At 35.8% G+C, this 24,915-nt stretch carries 18 protein-coding genes; 8 read left to right on the top strand and 10 right to left on the bottom strand.

Annotation, left to right across the window (positions count from 1 at the left end):
- Nucleotides 1–186: 186 nt before the first annotated feature.
- Nucleotides 187–1,521, bottom strand: a complete 1,335-nt coding sequence (locus FLP_RS07410; protein WP_065449122.1) for a hypothetical protein — start codon at nt 1,519–1,521, stop codon at nt 187–189.
- A gap of 34 nt (nt 1,522–1,555) precedes the next feature.
- Entirely contained in the window at nt 1,556–3,958 is a 2,403-nt protein-coding gene (locus tag FLP_RS07405) for a TonB-dependent receptor (RefSeq protein ID WP_065448886.1), read from the bottom strand.
- 588 nt (nt 3,959–4,546) lie between these two features.
- On the opposite strand from FLP_RS07405, the gene FLP_RS07400 reads away from it, so the two are divergent.
- Both FLP_RS07400 and FLP_RS07395 read left to right on the top strand, forming a co-directional pair.
- Nucleotides 4,547–5,377 (top strand): helix-turn-helix domain-containing protein, encoded by an 831-nt coding sequence (locus FLP_RS07400; RefSeq protein WP_065448885.1) that lies wholly within the window; start codon nt 4,547–4,549, stop codon nt 5,375–5,377.
- 47 nt (nt 5,378–5,424) lie between these two features.
- On the top strand, nt 5,425–6,543 hold the full coding sequence (locus tag FLP_RS07395; protein ID WP_065448884.1) for an FAD-dependent oxidoreductase: 1,119 nt from the start codon (nt 5,425–5,427) through the stop codon (nt 6,541–6,543).
- 73 nt (nt 6,544–6,616) lie between these two features.
- On the opposite strand, the gene FLP_RS07390 is transcribed toward FLP_RS07395, so the two are convergent.
- The 4 genes from FLP_RS07390 to FLP_RS07375 form a co-directional block, all read right to left on the bottom strand.
- The gene (locus tag FLP_RS07390) at nt 6,617–7,621 is read right to left on the bottom strand and encodes an FAD:protein FMN transferase (protein ID WP_065448883.1); all 1,005 of its coding nucleotides are present in this window, start codon (nt 7,619–7,621) and stop codon (nt 6,617–6,619) included.
- A gap of 271 nt (nt 7,622–7,892) precedes the next feature.
- The gene (locus FLP_RS07385; RefSeq protein ID WP_065448882.1) at nt 7,893–10,082 is read right to left on the bottom strand and encodes a PepSY domain-containing protein; all 2,190 of its coding nucleotides are present in this window, start codon (nt 10,080–10,082) and stop codon (nt 7,893–7,895) included.
- A 206-nt stretch (nt 10,083–10,288) separates the two neighbouring features.
- Nucleotides 10,289–10,771 (bottom strand): DUF2271 domain-containing protein, encoded by a 483-nt coding sequence (locus FLP_RS07380; RefSeq protein ID WP_065448881.1) that lies wholly within the window; start codon nt 10,769–10,771, stop codon nt 10,289–10,291.
- Nucleotides 10,772–10,896: 125 nt separating this feature from the next.
- Nucleotides 10,897–12,393 (bottom strand): ankyrin repeat domain-containing protein, encoded by a 1,497-nt coding sequence (locus FLP_RS07375; RefSeq protein WP_065448880.1) that lies wholly within the window; start codon nt 12,391–12,393, stop codon nt 10,897–10,899.
- Between the two features lie 726 nt (nt 12,394–13,119).
- Between FLP_RS07375 and metN the strand changes: the two genes are divergently transcribed.
- The 3 genes from metN to metQ all read left to right on the top strand — a co-directional run bounded on the left by metN (nt 13,120) and on the right by metQ (nt 16,193).
- Entirely contained in the window at nt 13,120–14,151 is a 1,032-nt protein-coding gene (gene metN, locus FLP_RS07370; RefSeq protein ID WP_065448879.1) for a methionine ABC transporter ATP-binding protein MetN, read from the top strand.
- A complete protein-coding gene (gene metI, locus FLP_RS07365) occupies nt 14,144–14,797 on the top strand; it encodes a methionine ABC transporter permease MetI (RefSeq protein ID WP_065448878.1) in 654 nt (217 codons plus the stop codon). Before metN ends, metI begins: the two co-directional genes overlap by 8 nt.
- 577 nt (nt 14,798–15,374) lie before the next feature.
- Nucleotides 15,375–16,193, top strand: coding sequence for a methionine ABC transporter substrate-binding lipoprotein MetQ (metQ, locus tag FLP_RS07360; RefSeq protein ID WP_065448877.1), 819 nt, complete (start codon nt 15,375–15,377; stop codon nt 16,191–16,193).
- A gap of 92 nt (nt 16,194–16,285) precedes the next feature.
- On the opposite strand, the gene FLP_RS07355 is transcribed toward metQ, so the two are convergent.
- Nucleotides 16,286–17,518 carry an MFS transporter gene (locus FLP_RS07355; protein WP_065448876.1) on the bottom strand — a complete coding sequence of 411 codons (1,233 nt, stop codon included), beginning with the start codon at nt 17,516–17,518 and terminating at the stop codon, nt 16,286–16,288.
- A gap of 46 nt (nt 17,519–17,564) precedes the next feature.
- On the bottom strand, nt 17,565–18,227 hold the full coding sequence (locus tag FLP_RS07350) for a FadR/GntR family transcriptional regulator (RefSeq protein WP_065448875.1): 663 nt from the start codon (nt 18,225–18,227) through the stop codon (nt 17,565–17,567).
- A 289-nt stretch (nt 18,228–18,516) separates the two neighbouring features.
- Between FLP_RS07350 and FLP_RS07345 the strand changes: the two genes are divergently transcribed.
- The 3 genes from FLP_RS07345 to FLP_RS07335 all read left to right on the top strand — a co-directional run bounded on the left by FLP_RS07345 (nt 18,517) and on the right by FLP_RS07335 (nt 21,804).
- Nucleotides 18,517–19,743: a PQQ-dependent sugar dehydrogenase gene (locus FLP_RS07345; RefSeq protein ID WP_065448874.1), complete on the top strand. Its 1,227-nt coding sequence runs from the start codon at nt 18,517–18,519 to the stop codon at nt 19,741–19,743.
- Nucleotides 19,744–19,862: 119 nt separating this feature from the next.
- Nucleotides 19,863–20,726, top strand: a complete 864-nt coding sequence (locus tag FLP_RS07340; protein WP_065449121.1) for a helix-turn-helix domain-containing protein — start codon at nt 19,863–19,865, stop codon at nt 20,724–20,726.
- A 571-nt stretch (nt 20,727–21,297) separates the two neighbouring features.
- Nucleotides 21,298–21,804: a hypothetical protein gene (locus FLP_RS07335; RefSeq protein WP_065448873.1), complete on the top strand. Its 507-nt coding sequence runs from the start codon at nt 21,298–21,300 to the stop codon at nt 21,802–21,804.
- On the opposite strand, the gene pdeM is transcribed toward FLP_RS07335, so the two are convergent.
- Nucleotides 21,796–22,431, bottom strand: coding sequence for a ligase-associated DNA damage response endonuclease PdeM (gene pdeM, locus FLP_RS07330; protein WP_065448872.1), 636 nt, complete (start codon nt 22,429–22,431; stop codon nt 21,796–21,798). The genes FLP_RS07335 and pdeM overlap by 9 nt on opposite strands.
- A 6-nt stretch (nt 22,432–22,437) precedes the next feature.
- Entirely contained in the window at nt 22,438–24,897 is a 2,460-nt protein-coding gene (locus FLP_RS07325) for a ligase-associated DNA damage response DEXH box helicase (protein WP_065448871.1), read from the bottom strand.
- Between the last annotated feature and the right edge of the window lie 18 nt (nt 24,898–24,915).

Below are 24,915 nucleotides of genomic sequence, written 5' to 3'. Positions count from 1 at the left end.
TTTGCGAACTTTTTGTTTATCAGCATAATATAAAGTAAAACATTTGCGTTCTTTGCGGTTAATTGCCAACTTAAGAATCAATATTAAACAAACATTCCGCTACATAAATTATGAAGCGGAATGTTCTAATTAAAAAAAAACTCAAGTAATAGCATTTTTGCAATTGCATTTCTGCTACTGTTATTTTTAGAATACACCAATATAATGGTTTCCGGCTTTGTTTACCAATTTGGCTCCTTTAGTTACGGCACCTGTTACAGCATCAATGATATAAATGTTTCCGTCTTTACCAACTGGTGTAACAGCTACATATAGATCGTTTCCGTCAACTACAAAGCCCTGGTATTGACCAAAATCTAAATCAGCATCATAAGCAATACCTTCAACTTTTTTAGCTGTTTTTGCGTTTAAGTCGATTCTTGCCACAAATCCTTGATTGTTAGCACCGTCATGAGTGTAAACTGCAAAAGCGATTCCGTTACCAACGTATCTCCATGCATCAATGTAAGATCCTTTTACTCCAAGAGCAGTGTCTAAACTAAAAACGTAAGAGTTGTCATATTCGTTGCTTTGATTGATTTTTAAGATATAAGAACCGTTTTTTGTATCTCTTTGAGTAGCCTGATAAATATTTCCATCGTTAGCCACAAAACTATTAAAACTACGGTATCCGCTTGTGTCTCCAAAACCAACTGTAGAAGTAATAATTTTAGGGTTTAATAAGGAAGGATAATCAACCACAAGTGATTTAGAACCTAAACGCTCAAATTCAGTTTCGTTTGCTCCGGTAGCAGTATTTGTTTTACGCATCCATGTTCCGATGATTAATTTGTTTCCGGCTTTGTTTAGCGTTGGTGCATCTAAACGGAAAATGTGATGTCCTAAAGCTTCTTCTTCCGGAGTTAACGGAATTTCGTACTGTTTTGCAGCAGAAATTAGGATGTTTTTTAAGTCTAAGCTTAATACAGTTGCAGAACCTCTTGTATGCTTGTATGATTTATCTTCGTTAGTTACAATTACAGGTGCGGTAACATTTACTGCTACACCCGTTTTATCTCCGTCAAAAAGTTTGGTCCATCTTGGTGAAGTTCCTGCATATTGAGAAATGTTGACTGTAGATCCTGATTGTGCAAAATTATTACCGCCATTTACTTTATAAGTCATAAACTCACCACCGTTTGCACCTGTATACGTGATATTAAAAAGAGTGCTTCCGTCTACAGATGATTGCAAACGAGCAGTTCTGGTGGATTGTACAGGTGTTCCGTTGTCGTAAACATTAATAGAAATGTTTGGATTTTTAGCATCTTCTTTACTGACAGAAAAAACTTTAGTACCGCCATTTCCGTCTCCCGGAGCAGTTTGCATTAAGGCTCCTGCAACTGTTATCCAACGGCTTTCAGTTTCCGGTAATGTAGGTGTTATTGGGTCTTCATTATCATTACTGCTGCAGCTTGTCGTTAAGGCAAATGTGGTAAAAACCAAACCAAATGCCATTAATTTAAATGTACTTTTTTTCATATTCATGGTATTTAAAAAAATTAATTATATAGATTTAAAACTTATTCAGTATGTAATTGAATTTCAGATAAAAGGCTACTCCAGGTTTTTGAACGCCAAAATTGTCGTAAACCTGTTCGTTGGTGATATTCTTGGCATCAAAACTCACAATGTATTTTTTGTTAGGAAAAGTGTAGCTCAAACCTAAATCATGCGGAAATTGAGACGGTACTTTATCAATTTGGGTTTCCTGCCAGGTGGTAAAAAATTCTCCCACATAAGTAAAATTGTAATACAAATTCAACTCCGAATTAGACTGCAATACATCTTTAAAATTATATTGCGCATTTCCATTAATAATAAAATAAGGCTCATTAGGATATTGCTTGTTATAGTAATCCAGTATTTGTCCATTTTTATCGTATTTATCTTTAAAGAGCGAATTGAATTTAGACATATTCATCCCGATAAATAATCTTTTATTATATGAATATTCCAATGAGGCTTCATACCCTAAAGATTGCGCTGTACCTAAGTTTACTGAAGGTGAGGTCTGCAAAGCTTCATTTAAACGATTACTAAACTCACGAACGATTTTGTCTTTAGAATTTCTCCAAAATCCCGAGCCGCCAAAACTAAATTTATGCTGATTAATGATATAAGGTCCAAAACGTAATCCTACATTAAGGTTGTCGCTTTCTTCAGGTTTTAATGCGCTGTTACTGGTTTGATTTTCGCCCGGATTACCAAAAATTTCATTTTCAGAAGGAAGCCTGATCGCTTTTTCTGCAGATAAAGAGAACATCAATTTTGGTAAAACAAAATAAGATCCTGCGAAACCGTAACCATAAAAAGTAGTATTATTATTCTCTAATTTTTCGACTATTGAAGACTGTCCGCCTGTTGTAATGATCTGCGGGGTTCTTTGTTCTGTTTTTTGGTTATAGCGTTTCCCAAACAAATTGGTTCTTAAGCGTGAATCAAATGCCTGAAGTTCGTAGGCAAAGGACAAAACGCTTTTTTGCAGATCTCGTTTTTGCTGAAAATTTCTTTCCATTTCAGATTTCTTTTCATCATAATCATCCCTGTCAAACGAATAAAGCATACTGCTGAATACAAATTTGTGATTATCATTTAAGGTATAATTTAATCCGCCTCTTGTACTGAATATTTTGTTATTGATGTGCAAAATTGTAGCGGCACCTTGTTGAGCACCTGTTGGCGATAAAAAATGCTGACCATCAATGCCAATTGCTTTTTCGTTAAACCAGTTGTAATTCCATTTTACTGTGTCATTTAGAACTTCTCCTCTTTGACTAAAAACAGAATTCACGGTGAATTCAAGCCCTTTTACAATAAAATCTTTTTTAGCATAATTGATGCTGATTACCTGTGCATCAGCTTCAGTAAATCGACCTTTGTAGGGTTTCGACATTGCTTGTCCGTGCTGAATTTCGTTGTAATCGTCAGAAGCATTAAAACCAATTAAAAAAGTATCCGCCCATTTTACATCTGTAAATCCGGCTTCAAAACGTCCTCCGTAAGAACGATACGCGTCATTAAAACGTTTGGCCTTAATTTCTTTTTTAACTCCGTTAGGCTGAATGTTGTAAGCAAATTTCCCCCAAATTTCATAATCGTTATCAGAGTAATTATAAAAACCGGAACCTTTTAAAGTAAAGCCTGATTTATCTCTGTAAGTGGTATTAAAGTTAGATTGAGTGGTGTTAAACGAACCATAAGATATTGAAGCATTCAGGGTATTTTTAGCACCTTTTTTCAAAATTACATTTATGGCACCTCCTAAAGCATCATCCGCCAAATGTGCCGGAATTACTCCTTTGTAAACTTCGATTCGCTCAATTAATGCAGGCGGAATACTATTTAAACTGAATGAAGAACCGTAAGTCGAAATAGGAATTCCGTCTATAAATATTCGGATGGCATTTCCGGACATTCCATTCAGGTTGTAATTGATGCTCGAACCCAATCCACCATTTTGTCTGATGCGAACTCCAGCTGATTGTCCTAATAAATCGTTAGTTTGAATATTACGTTTTGCCGCTTCCTGAGTGTCTATGACATTTACAGAGAAACCTTTCTCCATAATTTCTTTCTTTACAGTAGTTTTCTGAATCACCACTTCTTTCAAAGCTTTAGGATCACTTTTTTCTAAAGAAATAGTGATATGATGAGAAGATTGGTGTACGTGAATGTCGATAGTTTTTGTTTTGGCTTCGGGAGAAGAAATTTCCAAAGTATATTTTCCGTAAGGCAATGCTTTAATTTCGAATTGACCATTTTGATCAGCAATAGAAAAATTTTGTGTTCCTAAAACCAGTACCGAAGCACCCAAAGCCGGTTCGTTGTGGGAAAAGTGAACCTTTCCGTTTATATTTCCCTTTTGAGACCAAACTGAAAAATGAACAAACAAAAACACAACTGCTAAAAATTTCATAATTTATTTACTTACCAATAGGAGCGCAAACTTATGTCATTGTTTATATTTAATCTAAATAAACGAATTAGAAGATCATTAGAATTACATTAAAAATTCTAATGTTGGAGAAAAATGTTCCAGATTATAAGGATTTTGAATAGGCTCCAGTTTCAGCTGGAGTTTTACAAACAATGTCATGGCACACGGATGACACGGATTTGCTTCGCAAAAACACGGATTTACACGGATTTTTTGTTTTTGTCATCCTGAAGAATGAAGGATCACACGAGAAGCTCGACAAACAAACTCGACAAAGATTGCGGCATTACTTTACGGAATTACTAGTGTGATCCTTCATTCTTCAGGATGACAAGCTTGTGGTTACTTTACGTTTAGAAAATAAAAAGAATAAAAAATCCGTTTTAATCTGCGTTTTTGCGAAGCTAATCCGTGTCATCCGTGTGCCATGACAAAGAAACTCGACAAAGATTCCGGAGTTGCTATTGCGATCCTTTCTCTCAGGATGATAAACTTTGTGGTTCGCATTATAATGTGTTCAGGCTTTCGTATATTCTTCTTTATCTTTGTCTCTCTTAAATTTTGAATATGCTTAATTTCAAATTATACCATCTCGAATTTGACGCTCCTGAAATATTGCAGGATAGCATCAAATGTTTTTGGTACGACAGACGAGATTCCGGTGAAGAATTCTCAAATTTTGAAGTTATGCCGGATGGTTATGCTGAAATTATTTTTTATTTTGGAAGTACTTGTAGTGTTTCTTATAATGGAGTTTTACAGCCCTTGCCATCACCGTTTATAATGGGATTACTCAATCAGCCTGTTATTTTAAATTCGAATAATCGCTTAGAAATCATTGCCATAAGATGTTTTCCCTGGACTGTTTTCGATTTACTCGGATTGCCATCAGGAAAGGGCAAAGGCGGAGTACATATTTTAGAACATCCTATTGCTCAGCTTCAGTCGCGTTTGAATGATTTCATTCAGGCCAACAAAATAGAAGAGGCGATTGCGCAGGTTCAGCAATTTTTTGTGAATGCCCACTCACAAGTTCCTGCTGATAGTTTATTGTTTAAAGCCGGATTGGCGATGCGAAACGCTAAAGGAATTATTCCGGTCAGTGAATTAGCATTGGCAGCTCATGCAACAGTTCGTACATTAGAAAGAAACTTTAAACAATCCTCCGGTCATAGCGTAAAAGATGTATCAGGTTTGATGCGTTTTGAGCAGGTACGGAATCATTTATGGCATTTTCCAGATGCTAATATTGCCGGTTTGGCTCAGGAATTAGGGTATACAGATCAATCTCATCTTAGCAGAGAATTTAAGCGTTACAGCGGCACTACACCAGGTGCATTTGCACGAAAAGCAAAGCAAACCATTAGTAACGATTTTGTCGTATTTGTACAATCCTAAGAAACAAGCTTTTTAGAATTTTGTCTTTCAAAAATAAAAACTAAATTATGTTATTGAAAAACAAAAAGATAGCTATTATTGGGGCAGGACCCGTTGGTCTCACCATGGCAAAATTATTACAACAAAACGGAATAGATGTTACGGTTTACGAAAGAGATGAAGACGCGAGTACAAGAATTTCCGGTGGTACACTTGACCTGCACAAGGGGTCCGGACAAGATGCTCTTGAAAAAGCAGGATTATTAGAAACTTATTTTGCACGGGCAAAACCAATGGGAAGAACCATTGCAGATGAACAAGGCAAAGTACTTTTTTCTAAAAAACCAACAGCCGAAAACCTATACGATAATCCTGAAATAAACAGAAACGACTTAAGACAACTGTTACTGGACAGTTTAATGGAGGGAACGGTTGTTTGGGGCAGAAAATTTACAGACCTTAAAGCAGACGATGGCAAATGGATTCTGCAATTTGAAAATGAAGCAGATGCAATCGCAGATTTTGTTATTGGCGCAAATGGCGGAATTTCTAAGGCAAGAAAATATGTTACTGATGCTGAAATCGAATATACAGGAACTCTTATTATTCAGGGCGAAGTATTTGAGCCGGAAGTTTCATGTCCTGAATTCTATGATTTGTGTGATGACAATATACTAATGATTGCAAAAGATGGCAATCTATTATTAGCAAACTCTAAGAACGGCAGTGTGCTGAGTTATAATGTAATGTTTGAAATGCCAGATACAAATGCTTTGAAAGCTGATGATAAAGAAAGCATAATTAAATTTCTTAGTAATAGATTGTCCGGCTGGGAGCAGGTTTATAAACAGTTATTTACCGCCACATCTTCTTTTATTTTGTGGCCAACAAGAAAAATACCGTTAGATAAACCCTGGAAAAATAATCGCCCTTTGCCTATAACGCTTATTGGTGATGCCGCACATATAATGCCGCCTTTTGCAGGTCAGGGAGCCAATATTGGATTATTAGATGCTTTAATCTTATCTAAAAATTTAACAAGCGGGAAATTTGAAACTCTTGAAATGGCTATTGAAAATTATGAGCAAAAAATGATGGCTTATGCAAAAGAGGCACAACTCGAAACTAGCAGGAATGAGATAGAAATGCATAAACCCAGCTTTTCGTTTCAAAGGTTTTATCAATAATATAACGATGCAATATTTATAAGACAATCCTTTTTTGATTATCTTTTTTTTATCTAAAGATTGTAAAATGAAGCTAAAGTTTAGGTTTAAATTTCTTTATTTTGAAGTTTTTCGATTTTACTAATTTTCCATTATCGGTAATCATTACGCAACTGTATTCCGGATATTTTTTTAGTAAAAGCAAACCTTCCTTTTGTCCTAAAACCATTAAAGAAGTGCTTAATCCGTTTGCTGTTTCTGCATTTGGACCAAAAACAGACACACTGCATAATCCCGTCGCAGGATAACCTGTTGCAGGATTTATAATGTGTGAGTAGCGTTTTCCGTTAAAAACAACAAACTTCTCATAACTTCCGGAAGTCGTTACTGCGCCATTGTTTAAAGGAACTACAGCAAATAATGTATCAGGATGAAATGGGTTCGTCATGCCAATGTTCCAGTCTTTGCCGTTGGGTTGTTTTCCCCAGGCAGTCATATCGCCGGATCCGTTTACGATTCCGGCTTTAATGCCTTTTGCGAGCATCATATTTCGGCATTTATCTGTTGCATATCCTTCGCCTAAAGCTCCGAAACCAATTTTCATTCCTTTCAATTTTAAAAAGATAGTCGATTGAACCGAATCCAGAATAATATTTTTATAACCCACTTTTTCTACCGATTTTTTTATGGCTTCCGCCGAAGGCATGTCGGTCATCGATCCGTCAAATTTCCAGATTCTGTCCATAGCGGCAAAACTCACATCAAAACCGCCTTTTGTAGCTTCAGAAAATGCTATGGCTCTTTGTGTCAATTCAAAAACTTCACGATCGACTTTTATGGGTTTAATTCCCGCATTTTGATTCACCTCAGAAACTTGCGAAGTTGCTTTCCAGTCGGATATTAAATTTTCGATTCGGGTAATTTCTGCAATAACCTCGTCGATATTCTGTTCTGCCGAAAGAGAATCTTTTGCCACGATCGTAATATCAAAACGCCCGCCCATAAGTAAAGTTGTTCTTTTTCGTAATATTTGCGCGCTGGTTGATAAACCAAAGAGTACGAAAAGAATTAAAAATTTATTGAGGATTGATTTATGCATGATTTTTTTAAAACATTTATTTTCATAAGAATATTTCCGTCTAGTTTGTCATTCCTCGTTTCTCGAAATGAAAAACAAGGAGGGAAAATCTTTGTTTTTTTTGCTATGCGTAATTATTTTTTCTCGCAGATCTTGCAGATTATGCAGATTTTATTTTAATCCATAATTTGCAATGCAAAATCCATATTCTATAATCCATATTCTATAATCTATATTCTACAATCTATATTCTACAATCTAAAATCAAAATTAATTAGTGTGCAATTAGTGTTTAATAACAATCCGTCAATAACTGACCATTCTCTCTATAATCTGTTATACTTTTTGCATTTCTTTCAAGACATAATTTATCCAGAATAGCTTCAGCATCTTTTTGCATCGCCAGTGATCCACAAATCATGATGACGCCATTTTCTTTTAGTAAATTAATAAAAAAATCAGCATCTCGTTTGATGAGATCCATTACATAAAAATGCTCTGCTTCTCGGGATAAAGCCAAATGAAAACTTTGTAATTTTTGCTTCTGGATCATTTCAGCAGTAAACTTTTTATATCCAGAAACAGTCTCAGTCTCCATACGGAATCCGGAATACAAATGCGTTTCTGTTTTGGTTTTATTCTGTTCTATCATTCCAAGGAAAGGCGCAATGCCGGTTCCGTTTGAAATTAAAGCCACTTTCGAAACCTTCTTTGGAAAATGAAACGCTTTATTATTGATAATTCTTGCTTTGATTGTATTTCCCGGAGCAAGGTTATTTAGAAACTCAGAACCCAGCCCGTTTGGATGTAATTTTACAACCAATTGTATGTTACCGGAATGATTACCAATAGAGTAGAGGCGTTCTCTCGTGTCGTTTGCAGGATAAATAGCCAGTAAATCTCCTGAATTGAATTTGGCTCTCATATTCGCTCTTAGGGTAAGTATAAAAGTCTGTTCGTGTTCAGAAACCAGTGTTTTATCTAAGACCATTAGTTTTTGCAAACCTTTTGGCACATGATTGTATAAAGATGGCGTTGTCGATAACGGAATTCCGGTTTCGGCATTCCATAATTTTATCCATTCGACAAATTCTGTGGCCGATTTATCGTTTACAGTTTGTACGTTAAATAAACGTTCAGTCCAATTTTGACTTTGTAATTGTTTGTCGATTTCAAAAGCAAATTCACAAAAATCCGGATAGGCTTTAGAACCAAAACCCACTACCGAATACTTGATTTTTTGCTTTTGCGGATATTTATTTAAAAGTGATAAAAATTTGCTTCCGTTAGAAGGTGCGTGTCCTAATCCGTGTGTAGACGAAAAGACAATAATATGTTCGGCTTTCGGAAAAAGCGTGTAGCTGTTCAATTCAGTAATAAAAGCCTTTTCTCCGTGGCCAATCAATTGTTTTAGAATGGCATTGGCAAATCGCAAGGAACTTCCGTTTTCAGAACCAGCCAAAAGGATGAACTTACTTTCACTGGCTTTGAATTTATTTTTAATACGGCTTGATCTTCTTTTTAAGGTAATAGCAAAACCCGAATAAATAAAAAACAAAATATTAATACTCGCAATAGCCAGTATAAATGCCCAGATTCCGTTGGTTTTTCCGGTATGAAGATTTAGGCTCAAATCAGCTAATTGAACGGTCATTGGAGAACGTTTTTCGGTCACAACTGCGCCTGTAACCTGATTCACTTCAATTTCGCGATCTTTTAACTGAATGATATAATATTCTTCGGGATCATCTGTAAAAGGAAATTCGATTTTGTTGACATCAGCCAGGAGAGTAGTCGAAAATACAGAAACAGTTTTTCCTTTTGGAGTTGCAACAAGTTCTGATTTTTCTTTTTGATTTTTCTCCTTCTCCATAAAAAAGTTGAATCTTTCCAAAGACAAATAGGTTCCTGTAAGCGCGATGATCAAAATCGGAATCAGCGCCAATCTTCCTAAAACCACATGATAATATTGGGCAAAATAATCTTTTACCACTTTCGAAAAGAAATTACGGATGCCTCTTTGTCTGTTTAAAACAAGTGCAAAACCGGAAATGGCGATTAAGAATAATAAAAATGAAATTACACCAACAAAAAACCGTCCCGTTTCATGAAGAAACAAAGAACGATGAAAACCGGTAACCCATTGAATAAATTCGCTCTTTTTTATAGGTTTACCTAAAGCTTTACCCGTTTTGGGATCAATATAAGAGTTGATGTCATTGCCATCCTGATCAATAGCCTGAAGAGTTACAAACTGATTATGATCTACGCTTAACTCTGTAATTTCAGAGTAAGACTTCTTGAGTACAGGCAATGTTTGCGCCAGCGTTATCTGGTCGAAATTTTCTGCCTTATACGGAAGTGTTTTTTCCTGCATCGCATCAACTGCCAGAATAATTCCCGTAGTCGAAGCTAAAATTAAAAACAAAGAAGAAAACAAAGCCAGAGCCAAGTGTGCGTAACGCCAGAAAGAAAGAGTCATTGAGTGGTATTCGAATGTATATTAATTCTCATTTTTGTCATTTCGACGAAGGAGAAATCCTCGCAAGTAGCTCGACAATTTAAGGAAAAACTTTGCATTAGTTTTTTTACGTAGATTTCTCCTTGGCCGAAATGACAATCATTGTGGTTATTACAACTTTGTCAAAGTTCAAAACTTTGACAAAGTTTACTTGTAACGAAAGAGTATTAAATCTTGTTTAATCTCACGTATCTAATATATCCCTTACCTTCTGTTTTATCAGCAAGACCTTCAGTAGTAAGCGGAATTTCAAGATCATTTACATAATATTTCTGATCTTCAACAGCCGACTCAAATCGTAGTTTGTATCCTTTGTTAATTTTAGAATCATCAATTTCTATGGTAGTAATACTGCGATCTCCGCCAGTAACAGATGCTCCGGTTTTGGCACTAATATCAGTAGGTTTTGCTGTCTGGAATTTGTTCCATTCTTTTAGTGATTTGTACCATTTTTTATCATCACCCATTACATAAAGTGTTTTCTCATATTCTCCCTTAGAATTAATAAGAGAAACTACGATATAAGCGCCTTCGCCCATATAATTGGCCATTTGCAGCATGCATTTGTATTTGCTTGCCTGAGCATTTGCCTGAAAAGAGATTAAAAAGAGTAATGTACCTGTAAGTGCTATTTTAAATATTGATTTCATATTTTGAGTTATGAATTTTGAGTTATGAATTATGGATTATGATTTACGAGTTATGAATTATGAGTTAAGAGTTATAAGTTTGATTTTAACTAAAAACTCATAACTCATAATTCATAACTTTTTACCTATTTTAAAAATTCAACCGAAACATTATTTTTAGTTAACGATTCATTTTCTTTAGCAAGAGCATAAGCGCTTTCGTCAAATTCGGTATTGATCTCTTTTTTGGCTCCAAGAGACACAAGGTATTTCAGGATGGTATCGTCTTTGGCTACCATTGCTGCTTTGTGTAAAGCTGTAAGACCATCTTTATTTTTAGCGTTGACATCAATATTCAGAGAAGCTAGTTTTTTTAGTAAAGCCAAATCATTTTTAGCAATTGCAAAGTGATAAAGCGTGCTTCCGTCTTTTTGTGCAGCAGCCAGGTTTAATCCTTTATCCTGAAGTAATTTTACTTTTGCCTCAAAAGGATCTTTTGCCGCATTAGCTTCACCACGTCCTGCCGGTCTGTAGGATTGTATTAAATAAACGCCTAGATTATTTGCGTCTTTATCTTTTACGTTTACATCTGCACCTTTGTTTAAAAGTAGCGCAACTGCCTCAGGAGTTCCTGATCTTACCGCCATTGTCAAAGCCGATTCGCCTTTTAGGTTTTGTAAATTAATGTTTTTTACCTTTGGCAACAATTGTTCTAAAACTGCAGTTTCTCTAGCTCCGGCAGCAATCATAACAGCTGTATTTCCGTCTTTGTTTACTTGGTTTGCATCGACACCTTTACCTAAAAAGTAATTAATAATTTCAGTCTGATTTTGTTTTCCTGCTAAAAGGTGCAGTACATTTTCTCCTGATTTATTAGTAAAAGTAGCTTTTAGTTTTACCTCTTCTACTAAATATTTATAAGCTTCCAGAGGAGTGGTTTCTCTGCGTGTTCCCTGAGTAGCAACTAAAAGCGCATTGTCTGTTGGTTTAACCCCTTTTTCTAAAAGTTTTTTCAAAAGAGCCACATTTCCTGTTCTGGCGGCGTAGTCAAAAGCAGTTTTTCCGTTACTATCAGTATCTTTTAAGGATAATCCTTTTGTAATAAAATAATTGGTAAGCGTAAGATCTTTGTCGAACGGAATTGCTATAAGTAATAGGTTGGCACCGTCGCTATATTTTTTCTTCGGATCGATTCCGGCTTTAAAAAAAGCTTCAGCAACTCCTGAATTTAAAAGACCACTTCCTGCTGCAAAAGCAATTGGAGTTGTGCCATGACTGTCTTCAAAATTAATATCAGATCCTTTTGATATCAGGTATTGTACCAATTCTGTATTTCCTCTGTAAGCTGCCCAGTGCAAATAAATACGATTATCGTGAGTGGGTTTATTTAATGGATTTCCGGGTTGGTCTAATAAGAATTTTATACTTGCAAGAGGCGCGTCATTATTAATAGCAATCACAACAGCATCAAAAGCATTTGCATTAGATTCTGCCGGATTGTTTCCTTTTTCTATTTCAGCTTTTACAGTGGCGACATCTGGTGCAGTTTTCCAAAAAGATTGTTCGAGTAAGTTGTTTTTTTGCTGTGCACTAACAAATAAGGTAGCGGCTAATGCAAAAGAGAGTAAAATATTCTTTTTCATATTTGGGTATTTATTGTTTAAGGTTTTTTATCTGCATAAATAAGGCTGGAAAATAAAGCTATTTAGAACAAATAAAAATAACGCAAATGTAAAAATTAATATTAGTTAATCAATTTATTTGGGGAAGAAAGTCCAATTTTAATGCAACTTTAAGTTTTGAAAATGAGATTGGGATGTTTTTAATACAAACGGGAATATTGTATAATTTCAAATTGAATCGTTTTATAGCACACCTATAAGACAGATTTGCTATCGCGAAAAAACGAATTTACATGGTTTTTTATCTTTTTTATTCTGATAAGTTCTTATGAAAATGAGTGCCATAGCCCTGATAGGAGGGAAACTCCTTTTGTGCTGGTCCCGATAGCTATCGGGAGGCACAAAAGATTTGGAAGGACAGCAGGAAAAAGCTCCAAAATCCTAAAGCAGTCTATTAAATTGATAGGGTTAAAAAAGTTTATGATTTTGCATTAAAATTCAAATTATCTCTTTAAATTTGCCGCAGCAATGAAAAACGATAACCAGAATACCAATTATTATAGCTGCAGCATAATGTGTTGTGCGACTATGCGATGGTATGAACTGGCTTATATATAAAAATAAAATGATTTATTTCTGAAGCCTTTCATAATTTATTGAAAGGCTTTTTGATTTTACATTCTGGAATTTCAGAAGCGTTAAGTATTGATATCTGTGGATATAGCAGATTTAATTTGAATTAAAAAAATGATTGAATTAAAAAACATCACCAAGAATTTTCATCAGAAAAACCGAGTTGTCTCGGCTTTATCAGATGTTTCGCTTAAAGTTCCTCAGGGAAAAATATTTGGTGTAATTGGAACTTCGGGAGCTGGAAAAAGTACGTTGATTCGATGTGTAAACTTATTGGAAAGACCAACTTCAGGTGAAATTATCGTAGACGGAAAATCGTTACTGCAATTATCGAATGCACAATTGGCGATTGAAAGAAGACAAATAGGAATGATTTTTCAGCATTTTAACCTGCTTTCGTCAAGAACGGTTTTTGAGAATGTGGCTTTTCCGTTAGAATTGGTTGGTGCATCAAAGGACGCTATTCGAACCCGTGTTTTTGAATTGTTGGAATTAGTAGGTTTGGCCGAAAAAGCAAATGATTATCCGGCAAGCCTTTCAGGAGGCCAAAAACAAAGGGTTGCCATTGCGAGAACATTGGCCAACAATCCGAAAGTGCTTTTGTGCGATGAAGCAACGAGTGCACTTGATCCTGCAACAACAAGATCGATTTTGAATCTATTGAAGGACATCAATCGCCGTTTGAACATCACTATTTTGTTGATTACACACCAAATGGAAGTTGTAAAATCGATTTGCGACGAGGTTGCGGTAATTAGCCACGGAAAATTGATTGAGCAGGGAAGTGTAGGAGAAATTTTTGCCGACCCTAAACACGAATTAACAAAGGAATTTATCGCTTCGTCATTGCATCTTGATATTCCGAGAGTGTATCAGGAAAGATTACAAAAGGAAGATGCAGAAGGTTTGAGTCCGTTATTACGATTAGAAATGACCGGAAAATCGGTAAACGAACCTGTTATTTCTGAGGTTTCGCGATTGTTCGATACGAATTTTAAAATCGTGAGTGCGCAAATGGATCAGGCCGGAGATGTAAACTTTGGTGTGATGCTGATAGAATTGTCGGGCAAACGCGAGAATTACGAAGCTGCAATTGAATATTTTATTTCTAAACATATTAAAACAGAAATCATAGGTTATGTCTGATTCTATTATTACCTTATTATTAAACGGTACGTGGGAAACCATCGTGATGACATTTGTGTCGGGCTTTTTTGGTTTTGCATTAGGGCTTCCAACTGGTATTTTGCTTTTCCTTACCCGAAAAAATCAAATTCTGGAGCAACCGGTTTTAAACAGAGTTTTATCGGTATTGGTGAATGTTTTTCGTTCAATCCCCTTCATTATATTAATCGTTTGGATGATTCCGTTTACGCGTGCGTTGGTAGGAACTTCCATTGGTGTAAGTGCCGCGTTGGTTCCGCTAAGCATTGGTGCAGCGCCATTTATTGCCAGATTGGTAGAGAATAGTCTTTTAGGCCTTCCGTCGGGATTAATCGAAGCAGCAAGAGCTTTGGGCGCAACACCTTTTCAAATTGTATATAAAGTATTGCTTCCCGAAGCTTTACCGTCTTTAATCAATGCCGCATCGATCACTTTAATTACGCTTGTAGGTTATTCTGCAATGGGTGGTGCTGTTGGTGCCGGTGGTTTAGGACAAGTTGGATATCAGTACGGATATATTGGTTATGATGCCGTAACGATGAATTCGGTTTTGGCGTTATTGGTACTTTTGGTGTTTGTGATTCAGTTTGCGGGTGACTTTTTATCGAAACGATTTGATCATAGGTAAATGAATGCTTTGAGATTACTATGATATTACTTTGAGATTACTTTAAGATTTTACCGCAAAGTGCGCAAAGTTTTTTTTTAGAATATCTTAAGTTTTGTGAGAAGCTAAAGTTCGCAAAGCTTTATGTTGAACCAGCTTTGCGAACTTAAAATTGTGTTAGCACAACTTAAAACTTAGCGAACTCTGCGAAAAAACCTTTGCGTTCTTTGCGGTTAAATTTCAGACAACTTTGCGGTTAAAATACCACAGAGAACACAAAGTTTTTTAATATACTAAGTGTAGTAAACACAAAGTTCACAAAGCTTTGCGAACTTACATTGTGTTAGCAAAACTTAAAACTTAGCAAACTTTGCGAAAAACCTTTGCGTTCTTTGCGGTTAAATTTCAGGCAACTTTGCGGTTAAAAATACCACAGAGAACACAAATTTTACAAAGCTTTGCGAACTTACATTGTGTTAGCACAACTTAAAACTTAGCGAACTCTGCGAAAAACCTTTGCGTTCTTTGCGGTTAAATTTCAGACAACGTTACGGTTAAATTTAGACAACAAATAAATATTAATTATAAAATTAAAAACATGATTACTAAAAATAATTTTTTAAAAGCAATCGGAATTTTAACCTTGACACTTTCATTGGTTAATTGTGGCAAAGCCAAAAATAACGATCCGCACCACATAAAAGTTGGAGTTGCAACAGGACCGGAATACAAAGTGGCTGAAGTTGCTAAAAAAGTGGCAAAAGAAAAATACGGACTTGAAGTAGAGTTGATTTCTTTTAATGATTACGTGATTCCTAACGAAGCTTTGAGCCAGGGAGATATTGATGCAAATGCTTTTCAGCACAAACCATATCTTGATGAGCAATCGAAACAACGTGGATACAAATTGGCAATCATTGGTAAAACATTCATTTACCCAATAGCAGCCTATTCTAAAAAAATAAAAAACCTTTCGGAGCTAAAAGACGAAAGCACCATTATTATCCCAAATGATCCAACAAACGGTGGACGTTCGTTATTACTTTTGGAGAAAAACGGTTTACTAAAATTGAAAGACGGAATTGGTTTATTACCTAAAGTAACAGATATCGTAAGCAACCCTAAAAAACTTAAAATAGTAGAACTAGAAGCGCCTCAATTGCCAAGATCCCTTGATGATGCCAATGTAACAATTGCTATAATCAATAATACTTTTGCTTCTCAGGCAGGATTAGTTCCTTCGCGTGATGCTTTGTTTGTTGAGGACAAAGATTCTCCCTATGTAAACTTAGTAGTAAGCCGTGAAGACAACAAAAATGAAGAAAAAGTAAAACAGTTTTTACAAGCTTTTCAATCTCCGGAGGTAGAACAAGCCGCTATAAAAGAATTTAAAGGCGGAGCTGTAAAAGGCTGGTAAAATAGTTTTATTTTTTTAATACAAACAAAAAAGCGCTGAATCATTACATCCAGCGCTTTTTACATATAATAATCGAATTAGTAAAAAACAATTTAATCTTCTTGTGCAGCAGTTTTTTTCTTTCCTTCAATATTAGGAAGAAAGCTTGTCAAAACTCCTATTAAAGGCAAAAATGCACAAACCTTAAAAACATATTCGATGCTTGTGGCATCTGCCAATTTTCCTAATATAGCAGAACCTAATCCGCCCATACCAAAAGCAAGTCCAAAGAAAAGTCCCGCAATTAAACCTACTTTTCCCGGAACTAATTCAGTAGCATAAACTAAAATTGCAGAGAACGCAGATGATATTATTAAACCAATAATAACAGATAAAACTCCGGTCCAGAAAAGAGATACGTAAGGCAATAATAATGTAAAAGGAGCAACGCCTAATATCGAAATCCAAATGATGTATTTTCGACCAAAACGATCTCCCAAAGCTCCACCAAATAAAGTTCCGGCAGCAACAGCACCAAGAAATGCAAAAAGATAAATTTGAGATTCCTGTACAGATACATGAAATTTATCAATTAAGTAAAAAGTATAATAACTTGTCATACTGGCCATATAAAAGTATTTTGAAAAAATCAGTACCAACAAAATACCCAATGAAAATATCACTTTTTGTCGTGAAAGCGAATGATGTTTTTCTTCTGTTATAGCCGATTTATTTTTAGCTTTTAGATTTAAATGTTCCTGATACCATTTTGCAACGCCCGAAAGAATAATGATTCCCACGGCGGCTGCAAGACAAAACCAGATAATATTAAACTGCCCGTAAGGCACTACAATGATAGCGGCAAGCAAAGGGCCGATGGCACTTCCTGCATTTCCTCCTAATTGAAAAATAGATTGCGCCAATCCTCTTTTTCCTCCGGAAGCCATATGCGCCACCCTCGAAGCTTCGGGATGAAATATAGAAGATCCAATACCAATTAAACTAACGGCAAGTAAAATATTAGTAAAACTTGAAGCTACTGCCACAGCCGCTAAACCAAGTAGCGTAAAAACCATTGCAACAGCTAAAGAATACGGGCGTGGTTTTTTATCGGTATAAAACCCAACGAAAGGCTGTAAAATAGATGCTGTAAGTTGATAGGTCAGGGTTATTAAACCAATTTCGCTAAAAGTCAAATGAAATTTATCTTTTATAATAGGGTAGACCGCAGGAACAACAGCCTGAAGCATATCATTAATAAAATGAGTTAAGCTAATAGTAAATAAAATAGAGAAAACAGTTTGTTGGGCTAACTGCTTTGAACTTTCAATGGTGTGTGTTTTCATAATGAATTAAAAAAAAATCAGATCATCTGATGAATTTACGTAAAAATTAGTAATTAGTATGTCCTGTTATTTTGGCAACAGTATTCCATGTTTTTTTTGGATCTTTTGCAATGATGTTTTTTAAAAGTTGTTCGTGTATAGTATATGTTTCCTGAAATATTTTAGTGTCGGGATAGATGCTAAGAAACTCCTTTTTTAAATGTTTCGATACAGATTTATACAAATCGGCAAGGATGTCATTTTTAGATGCTTCTGCAATAGCAATATGAAATTGTATATCCGCTTCGACACATTCCTCGATCAATCCTTCATTAGCAGCTTTCATTCTATTGGCCAAATGCTGCTGCATTATGGTGATATCCTCTTCGGTTCTGTTGATAGCCGCTTTTTCAGCAATTTTCAACTCTAACAATTGTCTCACTTCATCTAAATCCTTCAGACTTGCCCGTTTTAATCGTTGGTCCATAGGTTCTTGTATGCTGGTAACTTCCTGAACAAATGTACCAACTCCTTGCTGAATCCTAAGTAAACCTGAATTAGCAAGTAACTTCATCGCTTCTCTTATCGAAGATCTTCCAACACCAAAACTTTTCATCAATTCTGCTTCAATAGGCAATTTCTCATTGATCTTATAATGACCAAGAGAAATTTGCTCCTGTAATTTTGAAGCAACTTCTTCTGCAAGCGATTTTTTATGGATTAATGTCATATTTAGGTTATCATATCATCTGATGATTGCAAATGTATAAAAATATTTTAGTTAACCTTGATTTTTAAACTAAAAGTTTTTTTACCGCAAAGCACGCAAAGAATTACGCAAAGTTTAAGCAAGATTGACAGATTAAAAATTTGTGATAATTTGTGAAATTTGCGGTTTAAAAAAACACTAGTGAATAATAAAAACCTTATAATCGTATAACTTTTCTCATAAATTATATAACAGGATTTGTTTTAAATTTAAGAGTTTTGATCTATTCTAATATAAAAATCCCAAAACTATGAGAAATATTAACCAAATTGCTATTGTTTCGAGCATGTTAATTACCTTACTAAGCTGCTCTAGCGACAAAGATGTCGATGTAAATCCGGGTACAACCACAAATCCTGTCGAAGGCACTGCTCCCAATACAACTTATAAACCCGCTTTCGAAGGTCAAACCAGAGTTAGTGGCTTACAAACCAATACACCTTATCAGGGAGTTGTTATCGCAACAGCCTTAACAAGCCCATGGGGGATTAAAAGTCTTCCTGACGGAAGATTATTGATTACCGAAAAAACAGGAACGATGCGTATTGCTACAACTGCTGGTGTTTTGAGCGCTCCAATTACAGGAATTCCTGCTGTTAACGCAGCCAATCAGGGAGGTTTACTAGGTTTAACTATTGATCCAGATTTCGCAACAAACAGAATGATTTACTGGGTTTATGCAGAAGCAACAACAGGCGGAAATAATACCGCTGTTGCGAAAGGAAAACTTTCAGCTGATGAAAAAACAATCGAAGGTGCAACTGTAATTTACAGAGCAAAGCCGGCTAATGGAAGCACGCTGCATTACGGTGGCCGTATCCTTTTTGATAAATCCGGTTTCCTTGTAGTAAGTACTGGAGAGCGTTCTGTGTTAGAAACAAGACCATTAGCACAATCTGTATCGTCAGGTTTAGGAAAAGTTGTTCGATTAACAAAAGAAGGGCAGCCAGCAACCGGAAATCCTACTTTTACAGGAACAGGAGCATTACCTGAATTATATACTATTGGACATAGAAATCCGCAAGGTTTGGCACTAAATCCTACTACAGGAGAAATTTGGTTGTCAGAACATGGACCACGCGGAGGTGACGAAATCAATCGTCTAAAATCCGGTGCAAATTACGGATGGCCAACAATTACATACGGAATCGAATATAGCGGAGAAAAAGTAGGAGCGGGAATTCAGCAACAAGATGGTTTAGAGCAACCGGTTTATTATTGGGATCCTGTAGTTTCACCAAGCGGAATGACGTTCTACACAGGAAATCGTGTTCCGGAATGGCAAAATAGCCTTTTCATAGGCGCTTTAAGCGGCATGCACATTGTACGTCTTGCTATAAAAGACAATAAAGTGGTTGGTGAAGAAAGACTTTTGGCTTCAGAAAACCAACGTTTTAGAGATGTAACACAAGGAAATGATGGTGCTTTATATGCCATTACGGATGGTGGAAGATTGTATAAAATTGATAAAAAATAAGTTTCAATTTTTAAATATAGATTCTTTTAGGAGAATACTGATAATGGCGCTATATGGCGCCATTATTTGTTATGCAGAAAACCGTTGTCTATATTTGGTATAGATTAAAGCAAAAACAATTGAAGAATAAAATTACAACATACTCGCTCACACACCATAAGAGTTTGTTTGATAATGCCGACAATAATAAAGATTATTTTTATATTCAGGCAAAAGATCATCCTTATATCAGCGAACCTTATCGTGCAGAAAGTTATGCCATAGAATTTCTTCGAAAGGGTAGTATAGTAATGCAAACCAAACTCAAGAAAACAGTAATTCACGCCCCAGCTATACTAACATTGGGACCTTCGGTAATTAGAAGTTTTACAAAAGATAGCGAAGAAATTTTAATCGATATTATCTTTTTCAAACCTCAATTTTTCCTGCACAATCAGGCCAATGTTTTTTTTCTTTCGCAATATGAATTTTTCGACAATAGCGAAATGCATGTTTTCAATCTTGAGAAAAAAAACAAAATTAAGTTTGAACAAATCTTTACTTTGTTACGACAATCGATAGAACATAATTCTGATAATCAGTCTTCTATTCTAAGAGCTTATCTTTATATACTGATTTACGAATTAGACATTATAAAACAAACCATTACAAACAATTCAGTTCAAAATCCTTTGTTCGAAAAGTTCAAAGAAATCCTTTCCAGAGATTTTCTAAGTCAAAGATCCGTTCAGTATTATGCTTATGCTTTAAATGTATCGCGCAAATATCTTTCAGAAGTAATTAAAAACAATAGCGGAAAAACTGCCAGCGATTGGATCGATGAAATTGTAATTCTCGAAGCCAAAATATTACTCCAAAATAAAGATCTTACAATCAATCAAATCAGTGACACCTTAAACTTCCCCAATCAATCCGGTTTTGGAAGATTTTTTAAAAAATGCGAAGGAATTTCACCTTTAGAATATCGCAGAAAGAATGTTTAGTATATTTAAAAGTATATACGTAATTATACTTTGGGCGAGTCACCATCCCGATAAGAGGGCAAATTTACTATGCGCTTATACGCCCTCTTATTGGGATGCTGTCGGGCTATCCGCGCTACTTCGGTAGCTTGCTTCTATCCCTCTCGCGAGCGACGAGCGAATGGAGTAGTTATTCGTTTTCGATCTCTTTTTTTAGTTTTTTAGCCCAATCTTGGGTTTAATTTTTTTATTTAAACATTCCAATTGTCACCCTGAGCGAAGTCGAAGGGCGCTCCAATTGAAACGTGGGCTTCGACTTCGCTCAGCCTGACAATAAAATGACAATACAATGCATTGTCTTTAAGTGAATAAAATTGTTAGCATCTGCATCTCAATTGTTAAAGTTGCTGCTATTGTGATTTATTAAAAGTAAAATGCCTTTCTTAAGCGATTCAACAAGCTATGTCTCTATGTGTTTAAAAAGAAGTCCCCAATTAATCGAACTGCCTTTTCGAACAAAACAAAAGCCTTTTAGCTCTTTTCTGATCAATCAAATCATCTCAACTTTGCAGTAATAAAAAAAATAAAAGATATGTCTAAAGCAGCAAAATTCGTAGTAATCATCAATGATAATGTAGTTTGGATGGAAGAAAAAGCACTAAAATTCTATTCTGATTTATTTGGGTCATCGAAAGAAATAGGAGAGAAGTACGCCAATGAAAACCTTTCAAGCCAGAAATTATTCAAAATACAAAACGATTTTTCAGTCGAAATGTTAATGGCGTATGATGGCGAAAATCCGTTGTCTTTCATGAAACTCAATTCATCCCGACTTTCGAATCAAAACCTTGATGCCAATAAACCAATAGGGGTAGATCATATTGTGTACTTTAATCCTGACGATATCAACGTGCTTTTTAAACGTGCCGAAGAAGTAGCTTTGCAAAGAAAATACGACTTAATTTGGGCGAAAGCTTTTACAATTGATACGGTTTTAATAGATACATTAAAGTCTTTGGGTTACGAAGAATTCAATTACGAAAATGATACTACCCGTGACACAAATGAAAAACAACTTTACCTTAAAAAATCAGTTTAAGTTAATTCTAATAACTTCATCATTTGCAATCGCATATACAATATCATTTTGTTGTGGTTTCAAAAGATGCTTTCCGGTAAATTCGCCAAATGCAGCCAGAATCATTTGATTTTCTTTCTGAAAAAAACAAGGTAATTTTAAAGATTGCGCACCAAAACCACGCAGCATAATTCCAGGATGAATGTGACCTGAAAAATTAAAAAAACCTTCTTTTAGGGTAGGATGATGTGTAAGTAAAAAATCGTCAATTTCCAGAAATTCTACAACATCAATATCAAGTTTGAGATAGTGTTTTTTATCAATAATATCATGATTTCCGGCAATTAGGATAATAGTATTGGTGCAGCATTCTACCCATTTTTCGAATAAATCCCATTCGGTATTTTTAGAACTATGGAATAAATCTCCCAGGAAAATAATTTTTTCAGGTTTAAAATTTTCCACAATATCGGTCAAACGTTTAAAATTTTCCGAAACCACATTATTCGGAATCGCCACGCCGTGTTTCCTGAAATGCGATACTTTTCCTAAATGCACATCAGAAATGAGAAGCAATTTTTTGGTTTCCCAAAATAATGCCCCACTCGGATGCAAAATAAATGTCTGATTTTGTATGGTAATCGTCATAAAATATTACTTCATATACGAAGCGGTCATTTTTTTTATTCGTTCTGCTAATGTTTCACTGGATAATTTTTCCCTTAATCGGTCTGTAATTAAAGGGAAACTAAAAGGCGTAGGTTTCAAACAGGATTTCCAGATAATTTCCTGATTGTTTATTCGTTCCAAAGCCATAATCAAACGGCCTTCTTCCAGCTGATGTTCAAAGGTTTCGCGGTACGCTTGCTGAAATAATAAGTTATCAGGTTCGTAATCCCTGAAAACTTCAAACAACAATTGAGATCCGCTTTGCAAATGTTTTGTCTTGACCATTTTTCCCGGAAAACCAGTAAAAACCAAACCTGCAATTACGGCAATATCCCTGAATTTTCGTCTGGCCATTTCGGTCGCATTAAGGCTTTTTTGCAAATCATGATGCACATATTCCGTGGAGAATAAATTATTATCCAGAACATTCTGCATATCAATTTCCTGATCAGAAAGTAATTCGAATCCGTAATCATTATACGCAAGCGAAAAACTGATAGGCAAAAGTAAACTAATTCTATAAGCCAATAAACTTGCCAGCGCTTCATGCACAAACCGCCCTTCAAAAGGATAAAAAATAGCGTGATAGCCTTCTCTGGTTTTAAACGTTTCAATCAAAAACTGATCGTCTCCGGGAACAATAGATTCCTTTCTTTGTCGTGCAAATAAAGGTTGTAATGCTTTGAGTTCCGGCGATAAATTATCGGTATTGGCACGATACAATTCCTGACGCAGCAATTCGCTCATTTGTGCCGAAAGTGCCATTCGGCCGCCCATCCAGCTTACCACTTTTGATTTCTTTTTAGGATCCGCCTTTCTAACCAAAACCTGCATATTTCTTATTCGGAACAATTCGAGTTGTTTTCCCGCGAAGATAAAAGTATCGCCTGGTTTTAATTTCGACACAAACCATTCTTCGATAGTGCCAATATAACCGCCACTCATAAATTTTACGTTGATAACAGCATCGCCCACAATAGTTCCTATTTGCATGCGGTGGTGCATGGCAATCAATCGGCTGTTTATTTTATAACGTCCGTCTTCTTCAACGTCAACTTTTTTATATTCATCATAAGCTTGCAGACTTTGACTTCCGTTAGAAATGAAATTCAAAACCCAATTCCAATTTTCTTCTGTCATTGCCTGATAACAAAAAGTTCCTTTGACTTCTTTAAAAATGTCATCGGGCAGAAATCCATCCGAAACCGCCAAAGTATTGAGGTATTGTACCAAAACATCCCAACTGTTTAAGTACGGAACACGATCTTCGATAACATTCTCTTCAACCGCTTTTTTCAATGCCGAAGCTTCTATTAATTCGATTGCATGCGTTGCCAGAAAATAAATCACACTTTCTTTCCCCGGTTGGTGTCCGCTTCTTCCGGCTCTTTGCAAAAATCGCGCAACACCTTTAGGTCCGCCAACCTGAATAATAGTTTCTACAGGCGCAAAATCAACTCCAAGATCCAGACTTGAAGTACAAACCACAACTTTTAGTTCTTCGTCTCTAATCGCTTGTTCAACCCAAAGTCTCGTTTCGCGATTAATACTTCCGTGATGCATCGCCATTTCTCCGGCAAACTCAGGATATTTTTCGAGCAATCGCTGAAACCAGATTTCACAAGCCGATCGTACATTGGTAAAAATCAATGTTGTTTTACTGGCTTTTACAATTTTTGCCACTTCATCAATAAGATGCAAACCCATATGACCTCGCCACGGATACGTTTCCATTTTATCCGGAATAATCGAAATGACTTTTATCTTTTTATGAATCTGAGCCTTTATCAAAACCGAATTATGATACGCTTCAGAATCTACACCAAGTAAAACTTCCTGCGCCTGCTGCAAATTCCCAATCGTAGCTGAAATTCCCCAAATACGCATTTTTGGCGCAATAGTTTTTAGTCGGGATAAAGCCAATTCGGTTTGAACACCGCGTTTTGTACCTAATAATTCGTGCCATTCATCAATAACAATTGCCGTACAATTGCCAAATATTTTATCATAACCTTTTGTTGCCAAAAGCAATTGCAAACTCTCCGGAGTGGTAACCAATAAGTCCGGCATTTTTCCTTTTTGTTTGGCTCTCTCGCTTGCTGATGTATCTCCAGAACGAATTCCGACGGTCATTTGAGTTCCCAAATCATTAACCACACGTTCTGCAGCTTGTTTTATTTCTACCGAAAGAGAACGTAAAGGCGTAATCCAAATCGCTTTAAGTCCGGGTTTGTGTTTGGTTTTATAATCGGGATTATTTTTTATGTAGTTGAGAACAATTGGCAACCAGAGCGCATAGGTTTTTCCGCTGCCTGTAGGAGCGTTCAATAAACCGTTTTTTCCTTGCAAAAAAGCAGTCCAAGCCTGAGTCTGAAACGGAAAAGGTTTCCATCCCTGATTCTCAAACCATTCATTTGCTACCGCAAAAAGTTGCTCTCTGTTCATTATTTTTTTACCATTAAG

It is taken from the genome of Flavobacterium piscis (assembly GCF_001686925.1).
GTDB classification, from domain to species: Bacteria; Bacteroidota; Bacteroidia; order Flavobacteriales; family Flavobacteriaceae; genus Flavobacterium; species Flavobacterium piscis.
The sequence above is the reverse complement of the archived record's forward strand: the minus strand, read 5'-3'. Positions and strand labels throughout refer to the sequence as shown.

What these genes read in the sequence shown, in the direction of transcription:
- FLP_RS07410 (WP_065449122.1), bottom strand. Translation starts at nt 1,521, where the DNA reads ATGAAAAAAAGTACATTTAAATTAATGGCATTTGGTTTGGTTTTTACC.
- FLP_RS07405 (WP_065448886.1), bottom strand. Translation starts at nt 3,958, where the DNA reads ATGAAATTTTTAGCAGTTGTGTTTTTGTTTGTTCATTTTTCAGTTTGG.
- FLP_RS07400 (WP_065448885.1), top strand. Translation starts at nt 4,547, where the DNA reads ATGCTTAATTTCAAATTATACCATCTCGAATTTGACGCTCCTGAAATA.
- FLP_RS07395 (WP_065448884.1), top strand. Translation starts at nt 5,425, where the DNA reads ATGTTATTGAAAAACAAAAAGATAGCTATTATTGGGGCAGGACCCGTT.
- FLP_RS07390 (WP_065448883.1), bottom strand. Translation starts at nt 7,621, where the DNA reads ATGCATAAATCAATCCTCAATAAATTTTTAATTCTTTTCGTACTCTTT.
- FLP_RS07385 (WP_065448882.1), bottom strand. Translation starts at nt 10,082, where the DNA reads ATGACTCTTTCTTTCTGGCGTTACGCACACTTGGCTCTGGCTTTGTTT.
- FLP_RS07380 (WP_065448881.1), bottom strand. Translation starts at nt 10,771, where the DNA reads ATGAAATCAATATTTAAAATAGCACTTACAGGTACATTACTCTTTTTA.
- FLP_RS07375 (WP_065448880.1), bottom strand. Translation starts at nt 12,393, where the DNA reads ATGAAAAAGAATATTTTACTCTCTTTTGCATTAGCCGCTACCTTATTT.
- metN (WP_065448879.1), top strand. Translation starts at nt 13,120, where the DNA reads ATGATTGAATTAAAAAACATCACCAAGAATTTTCATCAGAAAAACCGA.
- metI (WP_065448878.1), top strand. Translation starts at nt 14,144, where the DNA reads ATGTCTGATTCTATTATTACCTTATTATTAAACGGTACGTGGGAAACC.
- metQ (WP_065448877.1), top strand. Translation starts at nt 15,375, where the DNA reads ATGATTACTAAAAATAATTTTTTAAAAGCAATCGGAATTTTAACCTTG.
- FLP_RS07355 (WP_065448876.1), bottom strand. Translation starts at nt 17,518, where the DNA reads ATGAAAACACACACCATTGAAAGTTCAAAGCAGTTAGCCCAACAAACT.
- FLP_RS07350 (WP_065448875.1), bottom strand. Translation starts at nt 18,227, where the DNA reads ATGACATTAATCCATAAAAAATCGCTTGCAGAAGAAGTTGCTTCAAAA.
- FLP_RS07345 (WP_065448874.1), top strand. Translation starts at nt 18,517, where the DNA reads ATGAGAAATATTAACCAAATTGCTATTGTTTCGAGCATGTTAATTACC.
- FLP_RS07335 (WP_065448873.1), top strand. Translation starts at nt 21,298, where the DNA reads ATGTCTAAAGCAGCAAAATTCGTAGTAATCATCAATGATAATGTAGTT.
- pdeM (WP_065448872.1), bottom strand. Translation starts at nt 22,431, where the DNA reads ATGACGATTACCATACAAAATCAGACATTTATTTTGCATCCGAGTGGG.
- FLP_RS07325 (WP_065448871.1), bottom strand. Translation starts at nt 24,897, where the DNA reads ATGAACAGAGAGCAACTTTTTGCGGTAGCAAATGAATGGTTTGAGAAT.